The 19,961-nt window shown below is 45.9% G+C and carries 20 protein-coding genes; 14 read left to right on the top strand and 6 right to left on the bottom strand.

The genetic code is table 11. The annotated features are described in order from the left end of the window. Positions 1-333: 333 nt before the first annotated feature. The 3 genes from BA1DRAFT_RS09940 to recG form a co-directional block, all read right to left on the bottom strand. Positions 334-594, bottom strand: coding sequence for a hypothetical protein (locus tag BA1DRAFT_RS09940; RefSeq protein WP_036778409.1), 261 nt, complete (start codon positions 592-594; stop codon positions 334-336). A 96-nt stretch (positions 595-690) separates the two neighbouring features. Further along, positions 691-969 carry a hypothetical protein gene (locus BA1DRAFT_RS09935; RefSeq protein ID WP_036778406.1) on the bottom strand — a complete coding sequence of 93 codons (279 nt, stop codon included), beginning with the start codon at positions 967-969 and terminating at the stop codon, positions 691-693. 656 nt (positions 970-1,625) lie between these two features. Further along, the gene (gene recG / locus BA1DRAFT_RS09930; protein WP_036778404.1) at positions 1,626-3,707 is read right to left on the bottom strand and encodes an ATP-dependent DNA helicase RecG; all 2,082 of its coding nucleotides are present in this window, start codon (positions 3,705-3,707) and stop codon (positions 1,626-1,628) included. A gap of 440 nt (positions 3,708-4,147) precedes the next feature. Between recG and BA1DRAFT_RS09925 the strand changes: the two genes are divergently transcribed. The 12 genes from BA1DRAFT_RS09925 (at position 4,148) to BA1DRAFT_RS09870 (ending at position 15,766) form a co-directional block, all read left to right on the top strand. Beyond that, positions 4,148-4,714, top strand: coding sequence for a tyrosine-type DNA invertase (locus BA1DRAFT_RS09925; RefSeq protein ID WP_036778403.1), 567 nt, complete (start codon positions 4,148-4,150; stop codon positions 4,712-4,714). A 426-nt stretch (positions 4,715-5,140) separates the two neighbouring features. After that, positions 5,141-5,776, top strand: coding sequence for a fimbrial protein (locus BA1DRAFT_RS09920; protein WP_036778401.1), 636 nt, complete (start codon positions 5,141-5,143; stop codon positions 5,774-5,776). A 117-nt stretch (positions 5,777-5,893) separates the two neighbouring features. Next, entirely contained in the window at positions 5,894-6,637 is a 744-nt protein-coding gene (locus BA1DRAFT_RS09915; RefSeq protein WP_036778398.1) for a fimbrial biogenesis chaperone, read from the top strand. Further along, on the top strand, positions 6,621-7,241 hold the full coding sequence (locus BA1DRAFT_RS09910; protein ID WP_235201020.1) for a fimbrial protein: 621 nt from the start codon (positions 6,621-6,623) through the stop codon (positions 7,239-7,241). The genes BA1DRAFT_RS09915 and BA1DRAFT_RS09910 overlap by 17 nt, the downstream gene beginning before the upstream one ends. Positions 7,242-7,302: 61 nt before the next feature. Continuing rightward, entirely contained in the window at positions 7,303-8,004 is a 702-nt protein-coding gene (locus BA1DRAFT_RS09905; RefSeq protein ID WP_036778397.1) for a fimbrial protein, read from the top strand. 163 nt (positions 8,005-8,167) lie between these two features. Next, complete coding sequence (locus BA1DRAFT_RS09900; RefSeq protein WP_152544301.1) at positions 8,168-8,731, top strand: fimbrial protein; 564 nt, start codon at positions 8,168-8,170, stop codon at positions 8,729-8,731. Positions 8,732-8,787: 56 nt separating this feature from the next. Then, positions 8,788-9,525, top strand: a complete 738-nt coding sequence (locus tag BA1DRAFT_RS09895) for a fimbrial biogenesis chaperone (RefSeq protein WP_235201019.1) — start codon at positions 8,788-8,790, stop codon at positions 9,523-9,525. A gap of 29 nt (positions 9,526-9,554) precedes the next feature. Further along, a complete protein-coding gene (locus BA1DRAFT_RS09890) occupies positions 9,555-10,349 on the top strand; it encodes a fimbrial biogenesis chaperone (RefSeq protein WP_036778394.1) in 795 nt (264 codons plus the stop codon). Positions 10,350-10,440: 91 nt separating this feature from the next. Beyond that, entirely contained in the window at positions 10,441-13,176 is a 2,736-nt protein-coding gene (locus BA1DRAFT_RS09885) for a fimbria/pilus outer membrane usher protein (RefSeq protein WP_235201017.1), read from the top strand. Positions 13,177-13,295: 119 nt separating this feature from the next. Continuing rightward, entirely contained in the window at positions 13,296-14,654 is a 1,359-nt protein-coding gene (locus BA1DRAFT_RS09880) for a hypothetical protein (RefSeq protein ID WP_152544300.1), read from the top strand. Positions 14,655-14,785: 131 nt separating this feature from the next. Next, complete coding sequence (locus tag BA1DRAFT_RS09875; protein ID WP_036778391.1) at positions 14,786-15,277, top strand: CaiF/GrlA family transcriptional regulator; 492 nt, start codon at positions 14,786-14,788, stop codon at positions 15,275-15,277. Positions 15,278-15,373: 96 nt separating this feature from the next. Further along, positions 15,374-15,766 carry a hypothetical protein gene (locus BA1DRAFT_RS09870; protein WP_144408126.1) on the top strand — a complete coding sequence of 131 codons (393 nt, stop codon included), beginning with the start codon at positions 15,374-15,376 and terminating at the stop codon, positions 15,764-15,766. Positions 15,767-15,789: 23 nt separating this feature from the next. Here the strand turns inward: BA1DRAFT_RS09870 and spoT are convergent, their stop codons facing one another. The 3 genes from spoT to gmk are packed head-to-tail and all read right to left on the bottom strand — an operon-like array spanning position 15,790 to position 18,878. Continuing rightward, entirely contained in the window at positions 15,790-17,907 is a 2,118-nt protein-coding gene (gene spoT / locus BA1DRAFT_RS09865; RefSeq protein ID WP_036778387.1) for a bifunctional GTP diphosphokinase/guanosine-3',5'-bis pyrophosphate 3'-pyrophosphohydrolase, read from the bottom strand. A gap of 17 nt (positions 17,908-17,924) precedes the next feature. Next, the gene (gene rpoZ, locus BA1DRAFT_RS09860; protein WP_011144672.1) at positions 17,925-18,200 is read right to left on the bottom strand and encodes a DNA-directed RNA polymerase subunit omega; all 276 of its coding nucleotides are present in this window, start codon (positions 18,198-18,200) and stop codon (positions 17,925-17,927) included. A 54-nt stretch (positions 18,201-18,254) separates the two neighbouring features. Further along, positions 18,255-18,878, bottom strand: a complete 624-nt coding sequence (gmk, locus tag BA1DRAFT_RS09855; protein ID WP_036778385.1) for a guanylate kinase — start codon at positions 18,876-18,878, stop codon at positions 18,255-18,257. Positions 18,879-19,152: 274 nt separating this feature from the next. Between gmk and BA1DRAFT_RS09850 the strand changes: the two genes are divergently transcribed. Together BA1DRAFT_RS09850 and BA1DRAFT_RS09845 are read left to right on the top strand one after the other, a co-directional pair. Further along, positions 19,153-19,335, top strand: a complete 183-nt coding sequence (locus BA1DRAFT_RS09850) for a type II toxin-antitoxin system HicA family toxin (protein ID WP_036778383.1) — start codon at positions 19,153-19,155, stop codon at positions 19,333-19,335. Between the two features lie 31 nt (positions 19,336-19,366). Further along, positions 19,367-19,804 (top strand): type II toxin-antitoxin system HicB family antitoxin, encoded by a 438-nt coding sequence (locus tag BA1DRAFT_RS09845; protein WP_036778381.1) that lies wholly within the window; start codon positions 19,367-19,369, stop codon positions 19,802-19,804. Positions 19,805-19,961 lie beyond the last annotated feature (157 nt).

Below are 19,961 nucleotides of genomic sequence, written 5' to 3'. Positions count from 1 at the left end.
CTCATTATCGATAAAAATAAACTAAAACCAACTACCAAGAAACAATTTAATATTAACCTATAGGTATCAGGCGATAATTTTTTCTATTATCTTGTTCATCAAATATTGGGACTAAGCACCTAGTCTGGAAATGCTGGCAGAGGAAGTTGATAAAACAACTGATTAATTATAAAGAGGCTGGAGATATCTTTATCAATCAAGCAGAAAAACAAGCATTAGGGGAGAAAGTAGCAAACCGTTGAATATAAATAGTTCAGGAATGGAGATCCCATTCCTGATTATGGTGATTTAATTTTGTCTAACACTCAATTAAATCGGATGACAAGTTCTCATTTATTTCTCTTGATGAGATATATTGGTGCCGCTATCTTGTACATAATCATCAAAAATAATAATAAAACTGTTATGAGAAGCAGAATATGATTTTTCAATACCTTTCTGTATTACTGACAATATAAAACTATGCGTATCGGAGAGATCCCACACCTTGACATCTTCACAATCAAGAGCTAAATATTCCTCTCTACCTTCCTCTCCACATTTATTAACCGAAACTTTAACCGGTTCAGTTGAGAGATTTTTAACATAAATCATAAATCCTCCACTATATCAATAATGAATATTTACCATTAAATTCAAAGGTATACGAACAAAAATTAAATTAAAAAAACTAGTGCGATAATAAGTTTTTTAGGCAGATGGTATCGAATATAAAGAGTCTATCCGGCTACCGTTATTTACAACTGAGTTATCATAAATAATCACGTAGCCATTTAATCTTATTGAATATAACAATGTAACACTATCTTTTCGTGCTACTGACATTAAAAAACCGCGCTGATCTGATCTATTCCATTGAGCCACCTCTCCTTTATTAATTTCAATATATTCGTCATTACCTTCATCACTACTCCATTTACTAATTGCAACTTTAACCACATTCTCTGAAAGACTTTTGACATAAATCATATTAAACTCTCCATTATATCAACGTAGATTTATTTAGCTCTAATTTAAAAACATCCTAATATGTACCATAACGAAATATAAGTATAGATAAGAAAACCAATAAAACTACTATTATTTGCGTGACCTCCATCAAGGTTTTATACTTCGAAAAGAAAATATTTAAAATTAAATTCATTGAGTTAATAGAAATATTTACTATTTAAACTTAGTAATTCAATGTTACATTAATTAAAATTTCCTATCATAGATTTACATCTATTCTCGTTTTAACCTTTGAGCATAATGTTGCGCTAATACCGTACACATCATCAACTTAATTTGATGAAAAATGTCGGAACCACCTGTCACCCTAGTTAGCTGATAAAAGACTTCGAATAGTGACACGTCGTATCAATTAATCCGAGGTATTAGATTCGATTTTTTAAGAAAATAATAAAAAACCATTTATATTTTATGGGGATATGTTTTAACGCTGATGCTAATTTAGGAATAATTGTGGTTCTATTTTCCATTCCTTTGGCAATAATGCATTATCAATTTAATAGAATAATTAAAAGAAAGCTCTGTTACAGAGCATCTTAATTATTGGATAAAACCAGATATCCGTATTTTTGGCGGCGTTGAGAAACGACAAGTCCGTTCCGACATGTTCTCAATCACGCATTACCATAATGTACCCGTTCTGGTAGCCAGCGTTCAATCAAGGCACGGGCATGTTCAGGATAATGCTGGTGGAGATGTCGGGCAATACGCTGAACTTCCGGCAACATTCCCTGATCTCTTAGCAAATCAGCCACCTTAAATTCCGCATTCCCAGTTTGGCGTGTTCCTAATAACTCCCCGGGGCCGCGAATTTCCAGATCTTTTTGTGCGATAACAAAACCATCGTTACTGTCTCTAAGCACTTGCAGGCGAATTCTGGCGGTACTGCTCAGCGGCGTTTTGTAAAGTAGAACACAATGAGAAGCGATAGCGCCACGGCCAACTCGTCCGCGTAATTGATGAAGTTGCGCCAAGCCGAGCCGTTCCGGGTTATCAATAACCATCAAACTGGCATTCGGCACATCCACGCCCACTTCAATAACCGTTGTTGCAACCAGAAGCTGTAATTCGCCACGCTTGAAAGCCTCCATCACTGCCTGCTTTTCTGCGGCTTTCATGCGGCCATGCACCAGCCCGACTTTCAGTTCCGGTAAAGCAAGAGTAAGTTCTTCACTGGTGGCTTGCGCAGCTTGAGCTTCCAGCACATCGGAATCTTCAATCAGCGTACAGACCCAATAGACTTGTCTATTTTCATCAAGGCAGGCGTTTCTGATCCGTTTGATAATCTCTTCACGGCGTGTATCCGGGATCGCAACGGTTGTCACCGGCGTTCTCCCCGGTGGTAATTCATCAATAATAGAAGTATCGAGATCCGCATAAGCGGTCATGGCTAAGGTACGGGGAATCGGGGTGGCCGTCATAATCAATTGGTGAGGATGAAAACCCTGTTCACGTCCTTTTTCCCATAAAGCCAGACGTTGATGCACACCAAACCGATGTTGCTCATCAATAATCACCAGCGCCAGACCGGAAAACTTCACTTGTTCCTGAAACATGGCATGCGTACCGACAATCATGGCGGCTTGGCCGTTGGCAATGGCTTCTTGTTGCTTCTGACGCGCTTTCCCCTTTTGCTTACCCGCTAGCCAGCCGACTTGAATACCCAACGGTTCCAGCCATTGCCGAAAGGTATTAGCGTGTTGTTCTGCCAGTAGTTCAGTCGGCGCCATCAAGGCGACCTGTTTACCATGCGCAATGGCACGCAACGCAGCCAATGCGGCAACCAGCGTTTTTCCTGAACCTACATCGCCCTGAATCAGTCGCATCATGGGAACATCTTTTGCCAGATCCTGTTCAATTTCCGAGACAACCCGTTGTTGCGCATGAGTTGGAGAAAATGGCAGGCGATTAAGGAATTGCGGTTTTAACTTGTCCTCAGTCGGCAATGATTGAGCGTGATAGCGTTGTACGCCAGCTCTGACGGCTAACATACTCAAATGGTGAGCTAAAAGTTCTTCCAGAACCAGACGGCGATAAGCTGGGTGCCTGCCGGTTTCCAGATCCGCCAGCGCAATATCTGGTGTTGGGCGGTGCAGAATATGCAGTGCTTGCGGCAGACTAATCATGGAGCGGCTAAGCTCTTCCGGTAAAAGTTCATTGATTGTACAGGTATCCAACAATTTCAGTGCTTGATCAATGAGATTACGCAGCGTCGCCTGACGAACACCTTCTGTTGTCGGGTAAATCGGGGTTAATGTCTCTTGAAGCTGTACATTTCCAGTATGATTTTGAATCTTATACTCAGGATGAATCATTTCGGCACCCTGACTGCCTCTTCTGATTTCACCGTAGACAACAACCTGTTTCCCTTTCGCCAGATTGTTTCTCATTGCCGCCGAAAAGTTAAAAAAGCGTAGTGTGAGCACGCCGGTGCCATCGCTAATTTTGCAGATCAGGGTTCGGCGACGACTAACAGTAACATCGGTACGCAGGATTTCACCTGTGACGGTGGCGGAAATATCCGGTAAAAGATCATTAATAGTATAAAGGCGTGTCTGGTCTTCATAACGCAGCGGGAAATGCAGCAGAAGATCCTGCAAATTAACCAGCCCTATTTTTGCTAATTTGGCGGCCTGACTTGCCCCGACGCCACGCAGGGAAGTCAGAGGGATGGCATCAAGCAATGGGCCTCTCATAAGGTTTCTTTTATCTCCATTAATTGCATGGCAGTCCATCAGGTTTCACAGGTCACGGCCTGAGCCTGTTTACCATCCATAATAATACAGACGAGTTTAATGTAATCAATGGAATATTTTCCTCTGTAACTGGTTGAAAACCATATCAATACCTTAAGAGTAAGCCGCTATAACGAAAAAGGCGATTTGTAACGACAGGTTCTTGTAGCCTGTTTTGAATAATCTGCCCTGTCAGTCAAATGTAAACTAACGTGCTTGCGAGGTGAAAAAATAATCAAAAAAGGTGTTTAAATTTTGCCCCATATCTGTATAACCTCTTGTAGCCTCGGTGAACAATAGGCCATCGTTTTGGGTAGCGGTGTCTATTTTATCCTAGCTTATATCTGTTCTAAACGGGATATCGCCGGGTTGTGCTATCAATATATTTTGGAGAAATAATCATGGGCCAAAGAAAATATCTGACTCAATCAGAAGTAGAAAGCATGTTGGAAATGGCGAAAGTGGGGCCTAATCCAGAACGGAATTACTGTCTGGTGTATATGAGCTATATCCACGGCTTTCGTGTTAGCGAAGCCAGGCATTTGCGGTTATCTGACATGGAGTTAAAAGAAAAATGCCTATATATCAGGCGATTAAAAGGCGGGTTTTGTACTAACCATCCCCTTTTGCAGCGTGAAGTTAAGGCGATTAAGGCATGGCTTAAAGTGCGCAAAACTTTTCAGGGCGCTGATAGTGATTGGTTATTTCTATCGCGTTGTGGGAAACCACTGACTCGCCAGCGCATCTATCAGATTATCAACCAGTTAGGGCAACGTGCGAATATCGCGGTAGAGCCTCATCCACATATGTTGCGTCATGCCTGCGGTTTTGCCCTTGCAGATCGAGGAATCGATACCCGGCTAATACAAGACTATCTTGGACATAAAAACATTCGCCATACGGTACGTTATACCGCGAGTAATGTTGAACGTTTTCAAGGAGTTTGGGGCGTAAAAGGTAGGCGTTAAGGTACGACAGTTAGGACCATTTTGACTATCGAAACACGATCGCCTAGAAATTGTACTAAAAGTTTTCTAATAAAAAAAGAGATAGATTTGTATATATTTGTAAAACTCAATAATCCTACCACAGAAACATTCCAATAATCCACTCTTTTTATTACAACATGCAAAAACATTGCCCTTTTGTTGTCACTTTAGCAAAATTTTTGTTTTTAATTTTAGGATAGGTAAAGATGATATCCTTAAAATTTGCGAAATAATCGCATATTAACTCTGTATGGTGCTGTTTTTATACAGAAAAATAGCTATGTTTCGATAGTCAAAATGGTCCTAATTGACAAATTTTTGTACAGCTGGATGCCTCTGTTTATCAAAACATGATGCGCGAGCTTAAATCAGACTTTAGTTAGGTAGTTAAAAGAGATTAATGAAATGAAAAAGATATTAAAGATAAGCGTCGTGGCGGCGTTGGTTATGGGGGCAGCTTCGGCAGCTTCGGCAGCTTTGGCAGATGGGGAGGAAAATAAAGGGGGGCATAATGCCACAGTAACTGTTACTGGTACTGTCTCAGATGTGACATGTGACATTACCAGTGGTGTAAAAAACGGTGATGTGAGTTTGGGTAACCATAAGCCAGGTGAATTCAATCCTGGTGAGGGTAAATTTGTGGGCATGCATGTTGTTAATGGATATGAAACTTTTGCTGTTGGTGTCAGTGGCTGTGATGGTACTGTTACGGCAAAAAAATCGCTTAAGCTGTTGGTGTCAGGGACTACGATAGGAGCAAGCACTGACATATTTAATGATGGTCAGGGTAATGCGGAAGGGCAAACTCCAAATGCGGGTGTTGCATTAACCTATAAGGTTGATGGTTCTGCTGATGGAACGGAAGAGCTTCTTAAGAAAGACAGCCGTATCGTATTAGCTTCATCAAGTGATAAAACTCCTAAAGCGGCAGATTTTAATAACAAGTCTGTGGTCTTTAAAGCTTATATGGCGTCAACGACTGATAAACCATCTCCTCAGCACATTCATGCCCCTCTTACTTTTTCCATAGCGTATGAATGATTATTGATTCAATAACCAGCCTGAGGAGCCTTTCTTCAGGCTTCTTTGGTTGCAAATTCTGGATGATTGAAACGGTGTTTTATAAACCGCCATTGGCTGAGTGAAAAGAGAAAAATGATGATCCATAAACTCCGACTTCCTAACATCATAGTAAAAAGCCTTGTATTAGGTGCGTTTTTATTCGCGTCACAGAGTCAGGCCGAAGGCGGGTTTGGCATCGATGCTACACGTATTATTTTCTTACAGGATAAAGCTGCAACAACAGTCTCAGTACGCAATACAACAACCAATATCCCTTACTTGGTGACAACTAAGATTACTCGCACCGTTGACGGTAAGGGTAAAGCGCCTTTTTACGTCACGCCTCCTTTATTCCGTTTGGAGCCTAAGGGAACCAATGTTCTGCGCATCTTAGGCGATACCAGTAAGCTGCCGACTGATCGGGAGAGCGTCTTTTATTTTAATGCCTCTGCTATTCCCGGTAGTAATAATCCTCCGGGCCAGCGTTCTGAAAGCGCACAAATTGGCGGTGGGATAACTTATGCCATCGGCAATACCATCAAACTATTTTATCGGCCAACGGGATTGGTGGGAACGCCGGAGCAGGCATACAAAGCCCTGCGCTTTACCCATGCTCCCGATGGCATTCAAGTTAGCAACAATTCGCCTTATCACATCAGCTTTACCCAGATCAAAGTTGATGGCGTACCGGTGAAGTTTTCTGAAAGTCATCCACAAATGCTGGCGCCTTTCAGTAGCCATGTTTATCCCGCTCAAAATAATCAGAATAAAAAGAAAGTGGAATGGGCGGTGATTAGCGATCTCGGCGGTGGAGAGAACTTCAATGGTGAAATTCAGTAAAGCCGGTATCTCAAGGATTCAGCGTCTACGTGGGTACCTGAATTACATCGGCATGGGAGGAGTTTTGTGGCTCTCTTCCGGTCCCTTGTGGGCAGCGAATTCTGCCATCGCCACATTTAAGGCCGACATTGCCTACGGGACGTGTGATATCGCTGTGGATAACAATAATATCGATTTGGGCAAAGTGCAATTTGCCAGCTTGGTATCAGGGAACGCCTACGGGGAAACCAATCTCACTCTGAGAAATTGCTCAGATGTGATCGATGCAAACAGGGTTGCTCCTGCGATTACCATTAGCGGAGAGCATTTTGGTACGAGTGATAACACGCTGTTTCGTAGTCAAAACAGCGAAGATTCGGTTTCAAAGGCCGTGGGCGTCACGGTGCGCTTGAAGAAGCTGAATGGAACGGAATGGTCCTCAAATATAGCGGATAGTGAACCATTTTATCTGGCGGATAAAGGCACAGTCATAAATGCTCAAACTCCTTCTGTGCCGGTGAGGTTTTCACTGGTATGCGCCCCGGCGGCAGGGGAGACGATAATGGTCTGTAAAAAGCCAGGAAGAATTTATGCCAACGTGAATTTTACATTTGATTATCGTTGAGTTTGCAGTGCGATTCATTAACAGAATAGCTGTAAGCGAGAGAGTTTTAAGGTGGACCAAAGTGACAAGGCGAGAAAAAAACAGAGTGGATGACCAACCCGCTTTTCTGAGTAATGGCGGCTGCTCGACGTTGCGTATGGTGATGCTCCGGCTTTGTTGGGGGATATTAGTTTTGCTGTTCTTGGCAGGCGGCGTCATGGCTGCATCTGAAGATCCTAAAAAACCATTCCCATCAACGCAATCGAGTGGGATAAACGTAGAACTGCTCATAACTGTTGTGCCTGAACCTTGTGACGTAGGGATCAGTGGTAGTGATATCAATGGTTCGGAGCTGAATTTCGGCTCTCTGCCAGCGGCGGAGTTCAGTCAGGCAGGGCATATATCAAACCCCAGAAGATTTACTCTGGAATTAACCAATTGTGGTGATCCGGATGTTGCACCGAACGCACCTGTTATCACTGTGTCAGGAAACACCATCGACGCTGAACAAGGTGCAATATTCCGTGATCCTGTCTCTGGTTCCGATGATAACGCCTCTGAGGGGTTGGGATTTATTTTTTACTTAGGGGGTGGTAAAGAGAAAAAAATAGGTTGGGATAATGTGGTAATAAATAATCATGAGAATCGCCTTGATTCGCTATTTTTTGATGATGGTCGTGCACAGCTTCCAGTAACAGTAGCGGTTGCGCGTGGAAAAGATAGTAAGGTTATTCGGCCTGGCTCATTAATTGCGCGAGTCGCGTTTACCTATTCTTATCCCTGAGATGCGGTTGATCACAGATGATAAAAATGGGGACCAATGAGGGGAAGAGAGTTAGATGAAAGCGAAAAATAACACTCTTATAAAGCGTGAGTTAATAACATGTCACAGCAGAACGAAATATTCGTTACTCATCATGGTGCTGATTGGATGGATCATCGCTTGTGTGTCTTTGTCGGTTCAGGCGGATGGTAAGAATGTTGAGATCACAATTAGAGGCAATCTGTTGCCTCCGACTTGTGCGTTGAGTGTGAATGGTAAGTACGGCGGCGCTGGTGGTTATACCGGTCTTATGTCCCAGGTCTATGCGAGTCAACTTAGAAATAGCAAATATGTGGAAAGCTCCGCCTTAGACTTGGAATTTCAGCTCAGTCACTGTAGTCCAGGCCAATCGCCAGCGTTGTACATATGGAGTAGTAATTTTGTCACACAAGATCCGGAACTGTTCATGCCAGTAGATGGTGGTACTACCAAGGGAGTGGGGATTAGGTTACAGGATCTTAGCAACCAGCAGTTTGTAGAGGTGAAACCTAGCAATAAGCCGTTTCAGGTGTTGCTACCGTTCGCGAAAGATGGAGCGACGAGGACGTTCAGGGCTTATGTGGGAGGTTTAGGCGACAAAAATAATCCAGCAACGTGTAAAACTGAGAGTAACGGGACCAATGTGTTATGCGGAGGAACTGCGAATGTGCGGATACATTTTGAGTTTTCGTATGAACACTTGAAGTAGATAACGTTATCAGCCGGGTGTAGTTGAGGAAGAGTGTCTGAGATGAAGTGGGATATATGAAAAAGCTGATAATCATGGGGATGCTGGGGATATGGGTGGTTATGGCGTCGTCGTCAGCACACGCAGGTCTGATGTTGAGGAAGACACGCATTATTTATCAGCAGGGTGACAAGGTGCAAAGCATCTCACTGCAAAATTCGGGCGAAGAGGTCTATCTGGTACAAGCTGCGGTGACGCCGTGGGATAACTCAAATACCCGTTCATCGGAGTTTACGGTGCTACCCCCGTTGTTCCGTATGGAGGGCAATAGCTTGAATGTGATGCGCCTTGTTCGTACCGGTGGTGATTTTCCTGCTGATCGTGAGTCTCTGTTTCGTTTTCGGATTAATGCGATCCCGGCGAAGAAAACAACTGATGACAGCAAGGAAAATAGCGACGGGAAACAAGGGGAGATTGGCGCGTCGCTGTCTATCTCGTTGGGGATGAATATAAAACTTATCTACCGGCCGGATAAGCTGCCGATGACGCCGGAACAGGCCCGTGGTCGGCTGACGTTTACACAATCAGGCAATAGTGTGGTAGTGACCAACCCAACACCGTATTACCAGACTTTTGCTCAACTGAAATTTGACGGCAAGGCGGTGGATTTTGACAAAGCCCCGTCAATATTGACGCCTTTCGGCCAGACGACTTTTCCCCTGGCAGGCAAGGTTGGCAGTAAGGTGGAATGGTCGATGATCACCGATATCGGCGGGGTGAGTAAGCTACAGAGCGGTACGTTACAGGCTGACTGAGTATATTTTGAGAATTGGAAGAGCATCACATGGCGGAGCGTAAGGTTTTAATAAAGCAGAGGGTGACGTCTGTGTTATGCGCTCTGGCAATGATATTACCGGTTTTGCCACTGAGGGCGGAAGAGGGCCTGATGGGGGCGTTATATATCAATGATGCCCGTGTGCTTTACCTTGAATCATTCAACAATGGCGTTCCTTCAACATTCATCAATAACAGCGACAGCAATTATCTGATTCAGTCAACGGTACGGGAATTGGACCCTGCCACCGGTTTACCGCTGGATGCTAAGGCGCCATTTATTGTGATTCCGCCTATTGCCAAGGTGGATGCGCATGAACGGCAGGTGCTGAAAATCCTGCGTACCGGTGGGGATTTTCCTAAGGATCGGGAATCTCTGTTTTTTCTGAATGTGCGTATGTTGCCTTCTGAGAAACCATCATCGGTATCTAAGAGTTTCTCCGGCAAGATAAAAATGACGACGGCTTTGGCGGTAAAAGTGTTCTATCGTCCTGAAGGGTTGCCAAAAGAGGGCGTTGCCGGTGCGGTGAAACAATTAAGCGCGTCAGTAAAAGAGAGTGTTGTGACGCTGACTAATCCGTCGCCGTTTTGGATAACGTTGCAGGCTTTACAGGTGAATTCGTTTGCCGTACCGGATCAGGATTTATTTAGGATGGTGCCGCCATTTGGTCAGCAGAGCTGGTCACTGCCAGTGGGCAAAATGTCCCTTGGTAATAATGTCACGGTATCGTGGCGTGCTATTGGTGAATTTGGGTTAAGCACCGATGAAGAGAGTCGATCTATTGTTGTATCTGGCAGTGGTTAATAACGATGTCGTGGTTAATAACAATATTGCAGATACCGACAGAGTAGATATTAAGTTGAATATATTTAAATAAGAGATGGCGATTTTAACAATGAAAATGTTAATTCCGGTGATAAGCTGCCGTTTAGAGCGACCGCCTATTTATCATCGTGTAAATCAAAATATTTCTGTTTCTCTGGCGCTATCAAAGTGCCCGGTGAAATTGCGCCTTTCTCTGGTTTTCTGTCGGATGGTGCTGGCGTTTGTGACTGGATGGAGTGCTCAGGCGATAGGACGCGACTATTTTGACCCGGCCTTATTGGACTTTGGTTCGAATTCAGGGCAAACGGTGGATTTATCACAGTTTGAAACCGCCGGAGGTCAGGCGCCTGGGACTTATCGTGTTGACATTTACGTGAATGGCACTTTTTTTGATTCACGGGATATTACGTTCCAGCGTCATGGCGACAGCGAGCTGGTCCCGGTATTGACGCCAGATTTGTTAGATATGGCCGGTGTCAATATCAGCGACACACCGGCACTGAAAACCTTGCCGCTGGATAAGCCGATAGGGAGTCCGTTAGGTAAATTGATTCCTCAGGCTACGGCCCGCCTGAACTTTTCCCAGATGCGGTTAAATTTGAGTATACCCCAAATAGCGATGAAGCCTTCAACCAATGGTCAGGTTGACCCGAAATTATGGCAAGAGGGCATCCCGGCTTTTATATTGAACTACAGCGTCAATGGCAGTCAGAATCAACGCTCGCAATTTGGTAATAAACAGACTAATCAGAGTCTGTTCGGTAGCTTCAATTCTGGATTGAATCTCGGGGCCTGGCGTCTTCGTAACACGGCGACCTATTCTTATAGTACCCAAACTTATAACCGGTATGACTCACTCAATGACGCAATGAAAAAAACCACCCAATCCCGGCAACGGTGGAACTTCCTGCAAACCTATTTGCAGCGGGATGTGGTGGCGTTACGCAGTGATCTGACGATAGGGGATACTTCGACCGGCAGTGTGGCGGGGCAGGTATTTGATGGTTTCCCCTATCGTGGGATTGGGCTGGCCACCAGCGATTCGATGATACCGGGTAGGCAGAGTGGTTTTGCGCCGATTATCAGTGGGATAGCTAAATCTAACGCGCAGGTGACGGTGACACAGAATGGCAGTGTGATTTATCAAACCAATGTCGCGCCGGGTCCATTTCGGATCACAGATTTGGTGGGTAGCAGTACCGGCGGGGATTTACAGGTGACGATCACCGAGGCTGATGGTACCCATCATGGGTTCAGTCAGGCTTATTCTAGCCTGCCGATGATGTTGCGGCAGGGGCAATTCAAGTACGAAGCGGCGGTAGGGCGCTATCACACCAGTGGGTATAGTAGCGGCGGGCGTAAGCCAGTGTTTGGCATGGTATCAATGATTTATGGTCTGCCCGCCAACGTCACATTATACGGTGGGGGATTGGTAGCGCAATCGTACCAGTCTGCGGCGCTGGGGACCGGGCTTTCCCTTGGTATGATGGGGGCATTATCCGCGGATATCACCACTTCTCGGGCGCGGTTGAAAAATATGGCGGATATTCAGCGCGGAGAATCTTACCGGGCTAAGTATTCGAAAAGTATGCTGACCTCCGGCACGACGGTGGATTTAACCGCGTACCGCTATTCAACACGTAATTACCTCAGTTTTTCCGATGTTAATACCCAAGGTTACACGGTTTGGGGGGAGCTTCCCTCTTGGATGTCTCAGCGACGTCGTAGCAGTTGGCAAATGAGATTGAGCCAGTCATTGCCGGGTAACTATTCCCTGTGGCTCAGTGGTCAGCGGGATAACTACTGGGGCAGTTCTAAAACTAACACCACCCTGTCGATGGGATTGAGTGGTTCTTTCTACCGTGTGGGCTGGGGGCTTAATTACAGCATCGATCGCATACGCGGCAACGGCGACTGGCCCGAGAACCGACAAGTTTCATTGAACGTCAACATTCCTCTGAGTCTGTTTGGCTCTTATGCGGCGCTGAGCAATGCGTATGCCAACTATAGCTTGTTCCACGATAGCACGGGGCGCAGCAGTAACCAGTTAGGTTTGGGCGGTTCATTGCTGGATGACAATAGTCTGTCCTGGAGTGTATCGCAAAGTCAGGCGAATAAAGGGCAGGGAAACAGCGGATCAGTATCAATGGGATACAGTGGTTCCCTTGGGCAGGCTAACCTGGGATACAACTACGATTCATCGGGCGGGCGAGGGGTGAACTACGGAGTTAGTGGCGGATTGATCGCCCATCAGCATGGTGTCACGTTGGCATCGCGTATTGGTGATGCGGCGGTATTAGTGCGGACGTCGGGGGTTGGCGGTATTCGTGTGATGAACTCCAACTCGATTTCGACTAATCATTGGGGATATGCGGTGGTGCCTTATGCTCAGACGTACAGCCGTAATAGTATCAGTTTAGATCCGTCATCGCTGCCGGAAGGGGCTGACATGGCACAAGGCAGCAAGAACGTATTCCCGACCAAAGGGGCGGTTGTGATGGTGGATTATCCTGTACGTATCGGGCAGCAATTGCTGATGAATTTGCTCTATCACGGTAAGCCGGTACCGTTTGGGGCAATGGCGGGGCTTAAAGGGGATACAGCAACCAATCTGGCGGCGATCGTCGGGGAAGGAGGACAAGTGTACCTGAGTGGTATGCCCCCTAGTGGGGTACTCAAAGTGAAGTGGGGCAGTGCGCCGGACAGTCAGTGCGAGGTGGTGTTTAACCTGGGGCCGCCGCCGGTAAAAGCGAAGCAAGATAAGAGCTGGAGTCCCATGAGGCAATTGAACGAAACCTGCCGTTAAGATGGCAAGGTTAACATGAGGTGGTGCACAGAACCTGATGTGAATAACCATCGTTATTAGAGGAAGAGGAACCGCTGAAAGGTGGATGTAATCTGGCCGGGATGGGGGGAGATCAACGAATGAAAATTTCTAATATGGCAACTGGGAAGTTACTCCCGGTTGGGCAGCCGATGAATACGAAGAAGACGTTTATTAACAAGATAAAACAGGATATTGGTTGGATGGTGGTTCGTTGCCGTGAATGGCCGATATGGATGGCAATGATATGCCTATTCGTGGGTATTTTTTCTTCTCCCTCAGTGTTTGCCGATCAGTCCCGAAATTGGAATGCTGATGTAGCTTTGAAAGCTTTGGGGCCTGAGCGGATGGTAAAACGGAGTGATGGAGTCATCAATTACCCGGCAGCGGGTAAAGCGACCTTAGATCTGTTTCAAATTCATAGTATAAGGGATATGGTTCATTACACCACTTCGTATGATGATAAGCTTCTGAGTGAGGTCCGGTTTCAGCTCAGAGTACGCGGGGAAATTTTTAAAGTCCCGAGAGTGGTCTCAGGCAGTTACGAATGTACAGTTATGGCCAAAACTAAATTTTCTAGACAGTATCCAAATGATGCCAATTCAAAAGGAACAGCCATTCAACACTTTACGGTGAATCTTGATAAGCCATACCCCAATGAAAATCTTTCCGATTCAGCACAGCTTGAGCCGGAACATCCTAATGATAGAGGTGATTGGATGAGAGCACATGAAAGAATAAGTGACCTCTATTTTGATGTGTCTTGCCGAGGGGTAAATTTTTCATGGCAGCGAAATCCTGATGAAAAAGTCGAATTCAATCGTGACGATAACTCACCAATTTTGAGTGTCCTAATTGATGGAGAAGAGCTTATGTCGTGGTCCAAACCAACTCTTCCGCCTATCAAAGACCCGGTGACAGTACTGGACCCGCCGGTTTGTGGTTTAGATGCTGGCGCCCATGAGCCTGACCATAATGCTGTTGTGGGGGCAGCGGAGATAGGAGAGGTTCTCCGGTCGTCCGGGCCATATCCGGTACAGCTCCTAACAGGTGGATTCACCGGGTTTGGTGGACTGTTTACTCTGAATATTACATGCAAGGTGAGCGATAAGAACAGTGCCGGTGGAGTGGCCACTATGCGGTTTTCCGCCCCACAGTTAGCTGATAATAATGAAAGTATCGTAGTGCCTGGCTTCGATGACGCGTTGAGGATTAAAGTGGTACCGACTTTGATAGGTGGGAATACTAAGTTGGCGGCGTCAAACGCGATGGGTAGGCCAGTAAAATTTGGTTTTCCCACGAACCCGGCGGACGTTCTGTACTTTACTGTGGGTGATACGCCAAACACCTATGTATCCCGAAACCGATTTGAGGCGACAGTTTGGCAAGTAAAGGCGTTAGACCCTGGTACTTTTGGTGAATTTCAGACCACGATGAACGCAACGTTAGTCGTACGATAACGCCTACGATGGCAGGGTATTTAAATATGGCATGGTGGCTTAGCCGCCTAAGTGCTTCATCTCAATAAATCACACTATTTCATTTCTCATGTGGTAACCGATCGACCAGTTAGTCACCAGGGGAGAGTAAAATGACAATCAATGTTAATGATTCAATGGCGCTTCAAATGAGCGGCAGTCAGGCTGATTTGCCCGGAAATCAGACTATTACTGGCAAGCAGAGTAATCATGGGACTTTTCGTCTGCCTGTCTGCTTGTCTCATTTGAATGATACACCGTTGTACATGGCGGTCGCGTATTGGGGGTTATTGAAAGGGCGAGGATTTACCAAAAGTGAAATCAGTCAGGTGTTTCGGGTGTCGGAACGCCGGGCAAGGGATGTGATGAATTATATCTACAATGAGCGGAGTGATGTGATTTCCTGTGAAAAAGTCTTCTTTCGTGAAAAACATGGGAGTCGGCGTCTGATGCTGATTGTCACAGCAGTCGCTAAACCTATGCCCCAGAGGAACCAGACACTGGTGACAAAAACGGTGAAGTCGGCGCATTCCCGGACATCATCACAGATTAATCATATGCGTAGTTGGTTTTTGCAACGCGCTTGCGGTCCATTTATTTCTTAACGGTCCGTTTTATTTCAGGGGTATGACACAGGTGGCTGTCTGGCGGGATATGGTGGAGGATGCGTTTTTATCGATTCTGTGGGTGATGCCTTATGGATGCTGATAAGCCGAGTGGTATTGGTTATCAGCATCGTATTGTTCACTGTCTGTGGGCTGTTATTGGGTAACAAAGTTCGCCACTCCCGGTATCCCCGTATGCTGCTAGCGTATTGGTGCCGGGCATGGATTTTGCCGCTATTGTTTATTGCAATTGGGTTGGTGTTAATGTTTGGCGTGGAGGGTGAGGGGTGGTTAGGTCGCATACTGGATGAGGTTGATTCCGTATTGATGGGCCTATTCCTTGAGCATCGGAATGACGCGCCGTCGGCTCTGTATCCGGCGCAGTCATCGACAGTGGTCTCTTGTGGGGCGGCGGTGGATAGCGCTGTTGGCTGTTCGCTTGCGGATCTGCCCGGTGTAGAAAACGATAATCAAAAGAAGATTCCCTGAGTAACGAGGGGAATCTATCCGGTTTAGTTTCTGTTACGGCTGACTCGCATCACATCCGGCATAATGCGGATTTTGCGCATAATATTCGCTAACTGGATGCGGTCCTTGGTGGTCAGCCGGATAAAAGCGCAGTAAACACGGCCATCTTTCTCTTCTGTGTTCATGCTCTGAATATTGGAGTTTGCCGCGTTAATCGCGGCGGTCAGATTTGCCAGCGCCCCTTGATGGTTAAACATATCCACTTTTATTTCAGCAATAAAATCACTGCTAACATCTTTATCCCACTCTACCGCCATAAATTTCTCCGGCTCTTTCTGATAGCCGCGAATATTACGACAGGATTCATGGTGGATAACCAACCCTTTGCCGGGGCTGATATGGGCGATAATCGGGTCGCCAGGGATCGGCCGGCAGCATTTGGCGAAAGTGATCAGCACACCGTCAGCGCCTTTGATCGGTAATTTACGTGCTCCGCTGTTATTGCTACTGGTGCTTGCGCTGCTCTCCTGCGCGCCTAGCAGGTTGCGGGCGACGACGATACTCATGGTATTACCAAGCCCGATTTCAGCCAGCAGATCCTCTATTGTCGCGAGTTTCATTCTCGTCAACTCTTTATTGATATTTTCCTGTGGAATATCAACCAGCTTTTTCCCATTGCCCAATGCGTGATTTAGCAGGCGGCGACCTAGCCCAATCGAATCTTCCCGCTTAAGGTTTTTTAGCAATTGACGAATTTTGGCGCGCGCTTTTGAGCTGACGACAAAGTTTAGCCAGGCGGCGTTTGGCCGAGCGCCCGGCGCGGTAATAATCTCAACTGTCTGGCCGTTGGTCAGCGATTGCGATAATGGATATGGCTGGCGATCAACTCGCGAACCGACACAGGCATGACCAATATCGGTGTGTACGGCGTAAGCGAAGTCAACCGGGGTAGCGCCTGCGGGTAATTCCACAATGCGCCCTTTCGGGGTAAAAACGTAAATCTCATCAGGAAACAGATCAGATTTAACGCTTTCAATAAATTCAAAAGAGTTGCCGGCGCTTTGTTGTAATTCCAGCAGGCTCTGCATCCAGCGTTGTGCGCGAACTTGCGCGGCGGTGCTCGACTCTTTCTGTTCCTTGTAGGCCCAGTGTGCCGCGACGCCCATTTCAGCCATTTGATCCATATCTTCGGTGCGAATCTGGATTTCAACCGGTACGCCGTGAGGGCCAATCAGAGAAGTGTGCAAGGATTGATAGCCGTTGGCTTTAGGGATGGCGATATAATCTTTTATTCTGCCTGGACGGGGTTTATACAGGCTGTGCATCTGCCCCAAAACGCGATAGCAGATATCAACATTGTTGACGATGACCCGAAAGGCATAGATATCCATAATGGAATGGAAACGCTGCTCTTTGAGGTGCATTTTCTGGTAGATAGAGTAGAGATGTTTTTCCCGCCCGCTGACTTTGCATTCAATATTGGCTTCGGCCAGTCTGCCTGCGATTTCAGACAGAATTTTCTGGATCATCTCTTTACGGTTGCCACGGGCTGCTTTTACCACCTCTTTGATAACCCGGTAACGGTTAGGGTGAAGGGCCTCAAACCCAAGCTCTTCCAACTCGGTTTTCAGATGGTGAATACCCAAACGATGAGCCAAGGGGCTGTAAATCTCTAACGTTTCCCGGGCGATACGACGGCGTTTATCTGGACGTAACGCCCCGAGAGTACGCATATTATGGGTACGGTCTGCCAGTTTGATCAAAATGACGCGAATATCCTGCACCATCGCCATGATCATTTTGCGGAAGTTTTCCGCCTGCGCCTCTTTTTTATCGCGGAAATTGAGCTTATCAAGCTTGGAAACCCCCTCAACCAACCCGGCGACCACCGGGCCGAAAGGTTGGGCGATATCTTGAAAGGTGGCGGGCGTGTCTTCAATAACATCATGCAATAAAGCGGCCATCAGTGTTTCATGGTCGAGACGCATTTCGGCCAGAATACAGGCGACCGCGACAGGGTGCGTAATGTAGGGTTCGCCACTGGTGCGGGTTTGCCCGTCATGGGCATCCCGCGCGACAGTGTAAGCCTGCTTGAGGAGTTCAATTTGACTCCCAGGCAGATATTTTTGGATAAGCAGATTCAGGCTTTCGAACAGATACAAGGCAGACCTACCGTAGATTAACGACGACTTTCCGCGATAGCGGAAACCGCCTGCATTTCCGCGGCTTCCTGCTCTTGTTGTTCCTGGCGCTCACGGACATCCAGGATCTTACCGTTAATCAGCCCCTCTTCCACTTCACGCAGAGCGATAACCGTCACTTTATCGTTCTCTTCCGCCACCAGCGGGTCTTTACCGCCTGTTTGCAGTTGACGCGCTCGACGAGCGGCGACCAACACCAGGTCAAAACGGTTACCAATTTTTTCTACAGCGTCTTGAACAGTTACGCGTGCCATATGTGTGCGACTCCACAGGTAAAGAAATGACTGGGCATCATACTGAAATTGGGTTCAGTCTGCCAATAATTTGCTGATTAAAGCATCATGCCGTTGCGCCTGGCGCTCCCGATGCAGGCGTTCTGAACGGATGATGGTGTGCAGATCGGCCAATGCAGTATTGAAATCATCATTAACGATTAAATAATCATACTCGTTATAGTGAACCATTTCTGCAACGGCCTGCTCCATACGTTTTTCAATAACGTCTTCACTGTCCTGCCCTCGGCCACGCAGACGGCGACAAAGCTCTTCCTTCGACGGCGGCAGGATAAAAATGCTGCGGACAGATGGCATTTGTTTGCGGATCTGCTGTGCTCCTTGCCAATCGATATCAAGAAAAACATCAACCCCACTGGCAAGGGTTTCTTCAATCACTTTCCGGGATGTACCGTAATAATTATCAAAAACACGAGCATGTTCCAGAAATTCATTATTATCGATCATCTGGTGAAAGGCTTCTTCGGTGATAAAGAAATAGTGTTCACCATGATTCTCACCGGGGCGCATTGCACGTGTGGTATGGGAGACAGAAACCTGAGTATCATACAAAGGTTGAGTTTTTAATAAAGCCTGAATCAGACTTGATTTACCCGCCCCGCTTGGCGCAGAGACAATATATAACGTGCCTTGGATCATGATGGTGTCTTGGTTGATTGGATAACAATAACAATGAAGCAGAATAAAATTCTTTTACAGTATACACGTACCTGCTTATATGTGTCGCGTTGCCGATGCATTTCTGCCGAAATTTTGTTGGCGAAGGATTGCTAATGGGTATTTTGTATCGTTAGGGGGAGTTCTTTGCTTAGAATTTTGCTCTATGAGTTATCATAACTGTTGTTAAATGAAACAAAAATGTTGTATTTATTGTTTTATGTGTCATGATTGCTTGGTCGAGAAGGAGACATGAATGAAATACAGTGAGTTCCGCCGATGGCTAATTTCTCAAGGGGTTCTAATCGAGAAGGCTAGGGGTGGAGGAAGCCACCGAAAGGTATCTATAAATGGTAAATCGTCGGTTTTCCCCGATCATGGCTCCAAAGAGATCCCTGAACCATTGAGGAAGAAAATAATGAAGGATCTGGGGCTTTAAGTTCCGGTTATCTATCTTAAAGAGAGGTATTATGTTTAATTATCCGATAAAACTAGAATATGACGAAGAGACAGGAAGCTATGTGGCTAGTTGTCGTGATCTTCCCTTATTCAACTCAGTAGGTGACTCAGTTGATGAAGCTCTTCTCGAATCTATTGATGGGTTGGTTACGGCTATTGCTATAGAAATTGACAAACGTCGGCCTATACCTGAAGCATCCGTGTTGGAGGCAGGTGAATACATCGTCAGTCTTCCTATTCTCGTCGCAATGAAAGTGGCATTGCATAATGCAATGATAGAGACAGGAACACGCAAAGTCGATCTTGCTCGACGATTAGGGCAAAAGGGGCCACAGATTGATCGGCTTCTTGATGTTGAACATTCATCAAAGGTTGAAGTTGTTGAATTGGCCTTGCATCAATTAAACAGAAAGTTAGATATAGCGGTTAATACTACATTACATCATTAAATAAAATATCACATGAGTTGAAATATTTTGCGAATGAAAGTAATTGAAAGAGTAACATGAACAAGTAAGCCAATAATATGATTAAGTGTGAATGAAGAAAATGGGAGTGTTAGAAATTCTGTGTCATTCCAGTAATATATCTCAAAAAGGAATGATA

It is taken from the genome of Photorhabdus aegyptia (genome assembly GCF_000612035.1).
Classification (GTDB): domain Bacteria; phylum Pseudomonadota; class Gammaproteobacteria; order Enterobacterales; family Enterobacteriaceae; genus Photorhabdus; species Photorhabdus akhurstii.
This window is presented reverse-complemented; position numbering and strand designations above follow the sequence as displayed.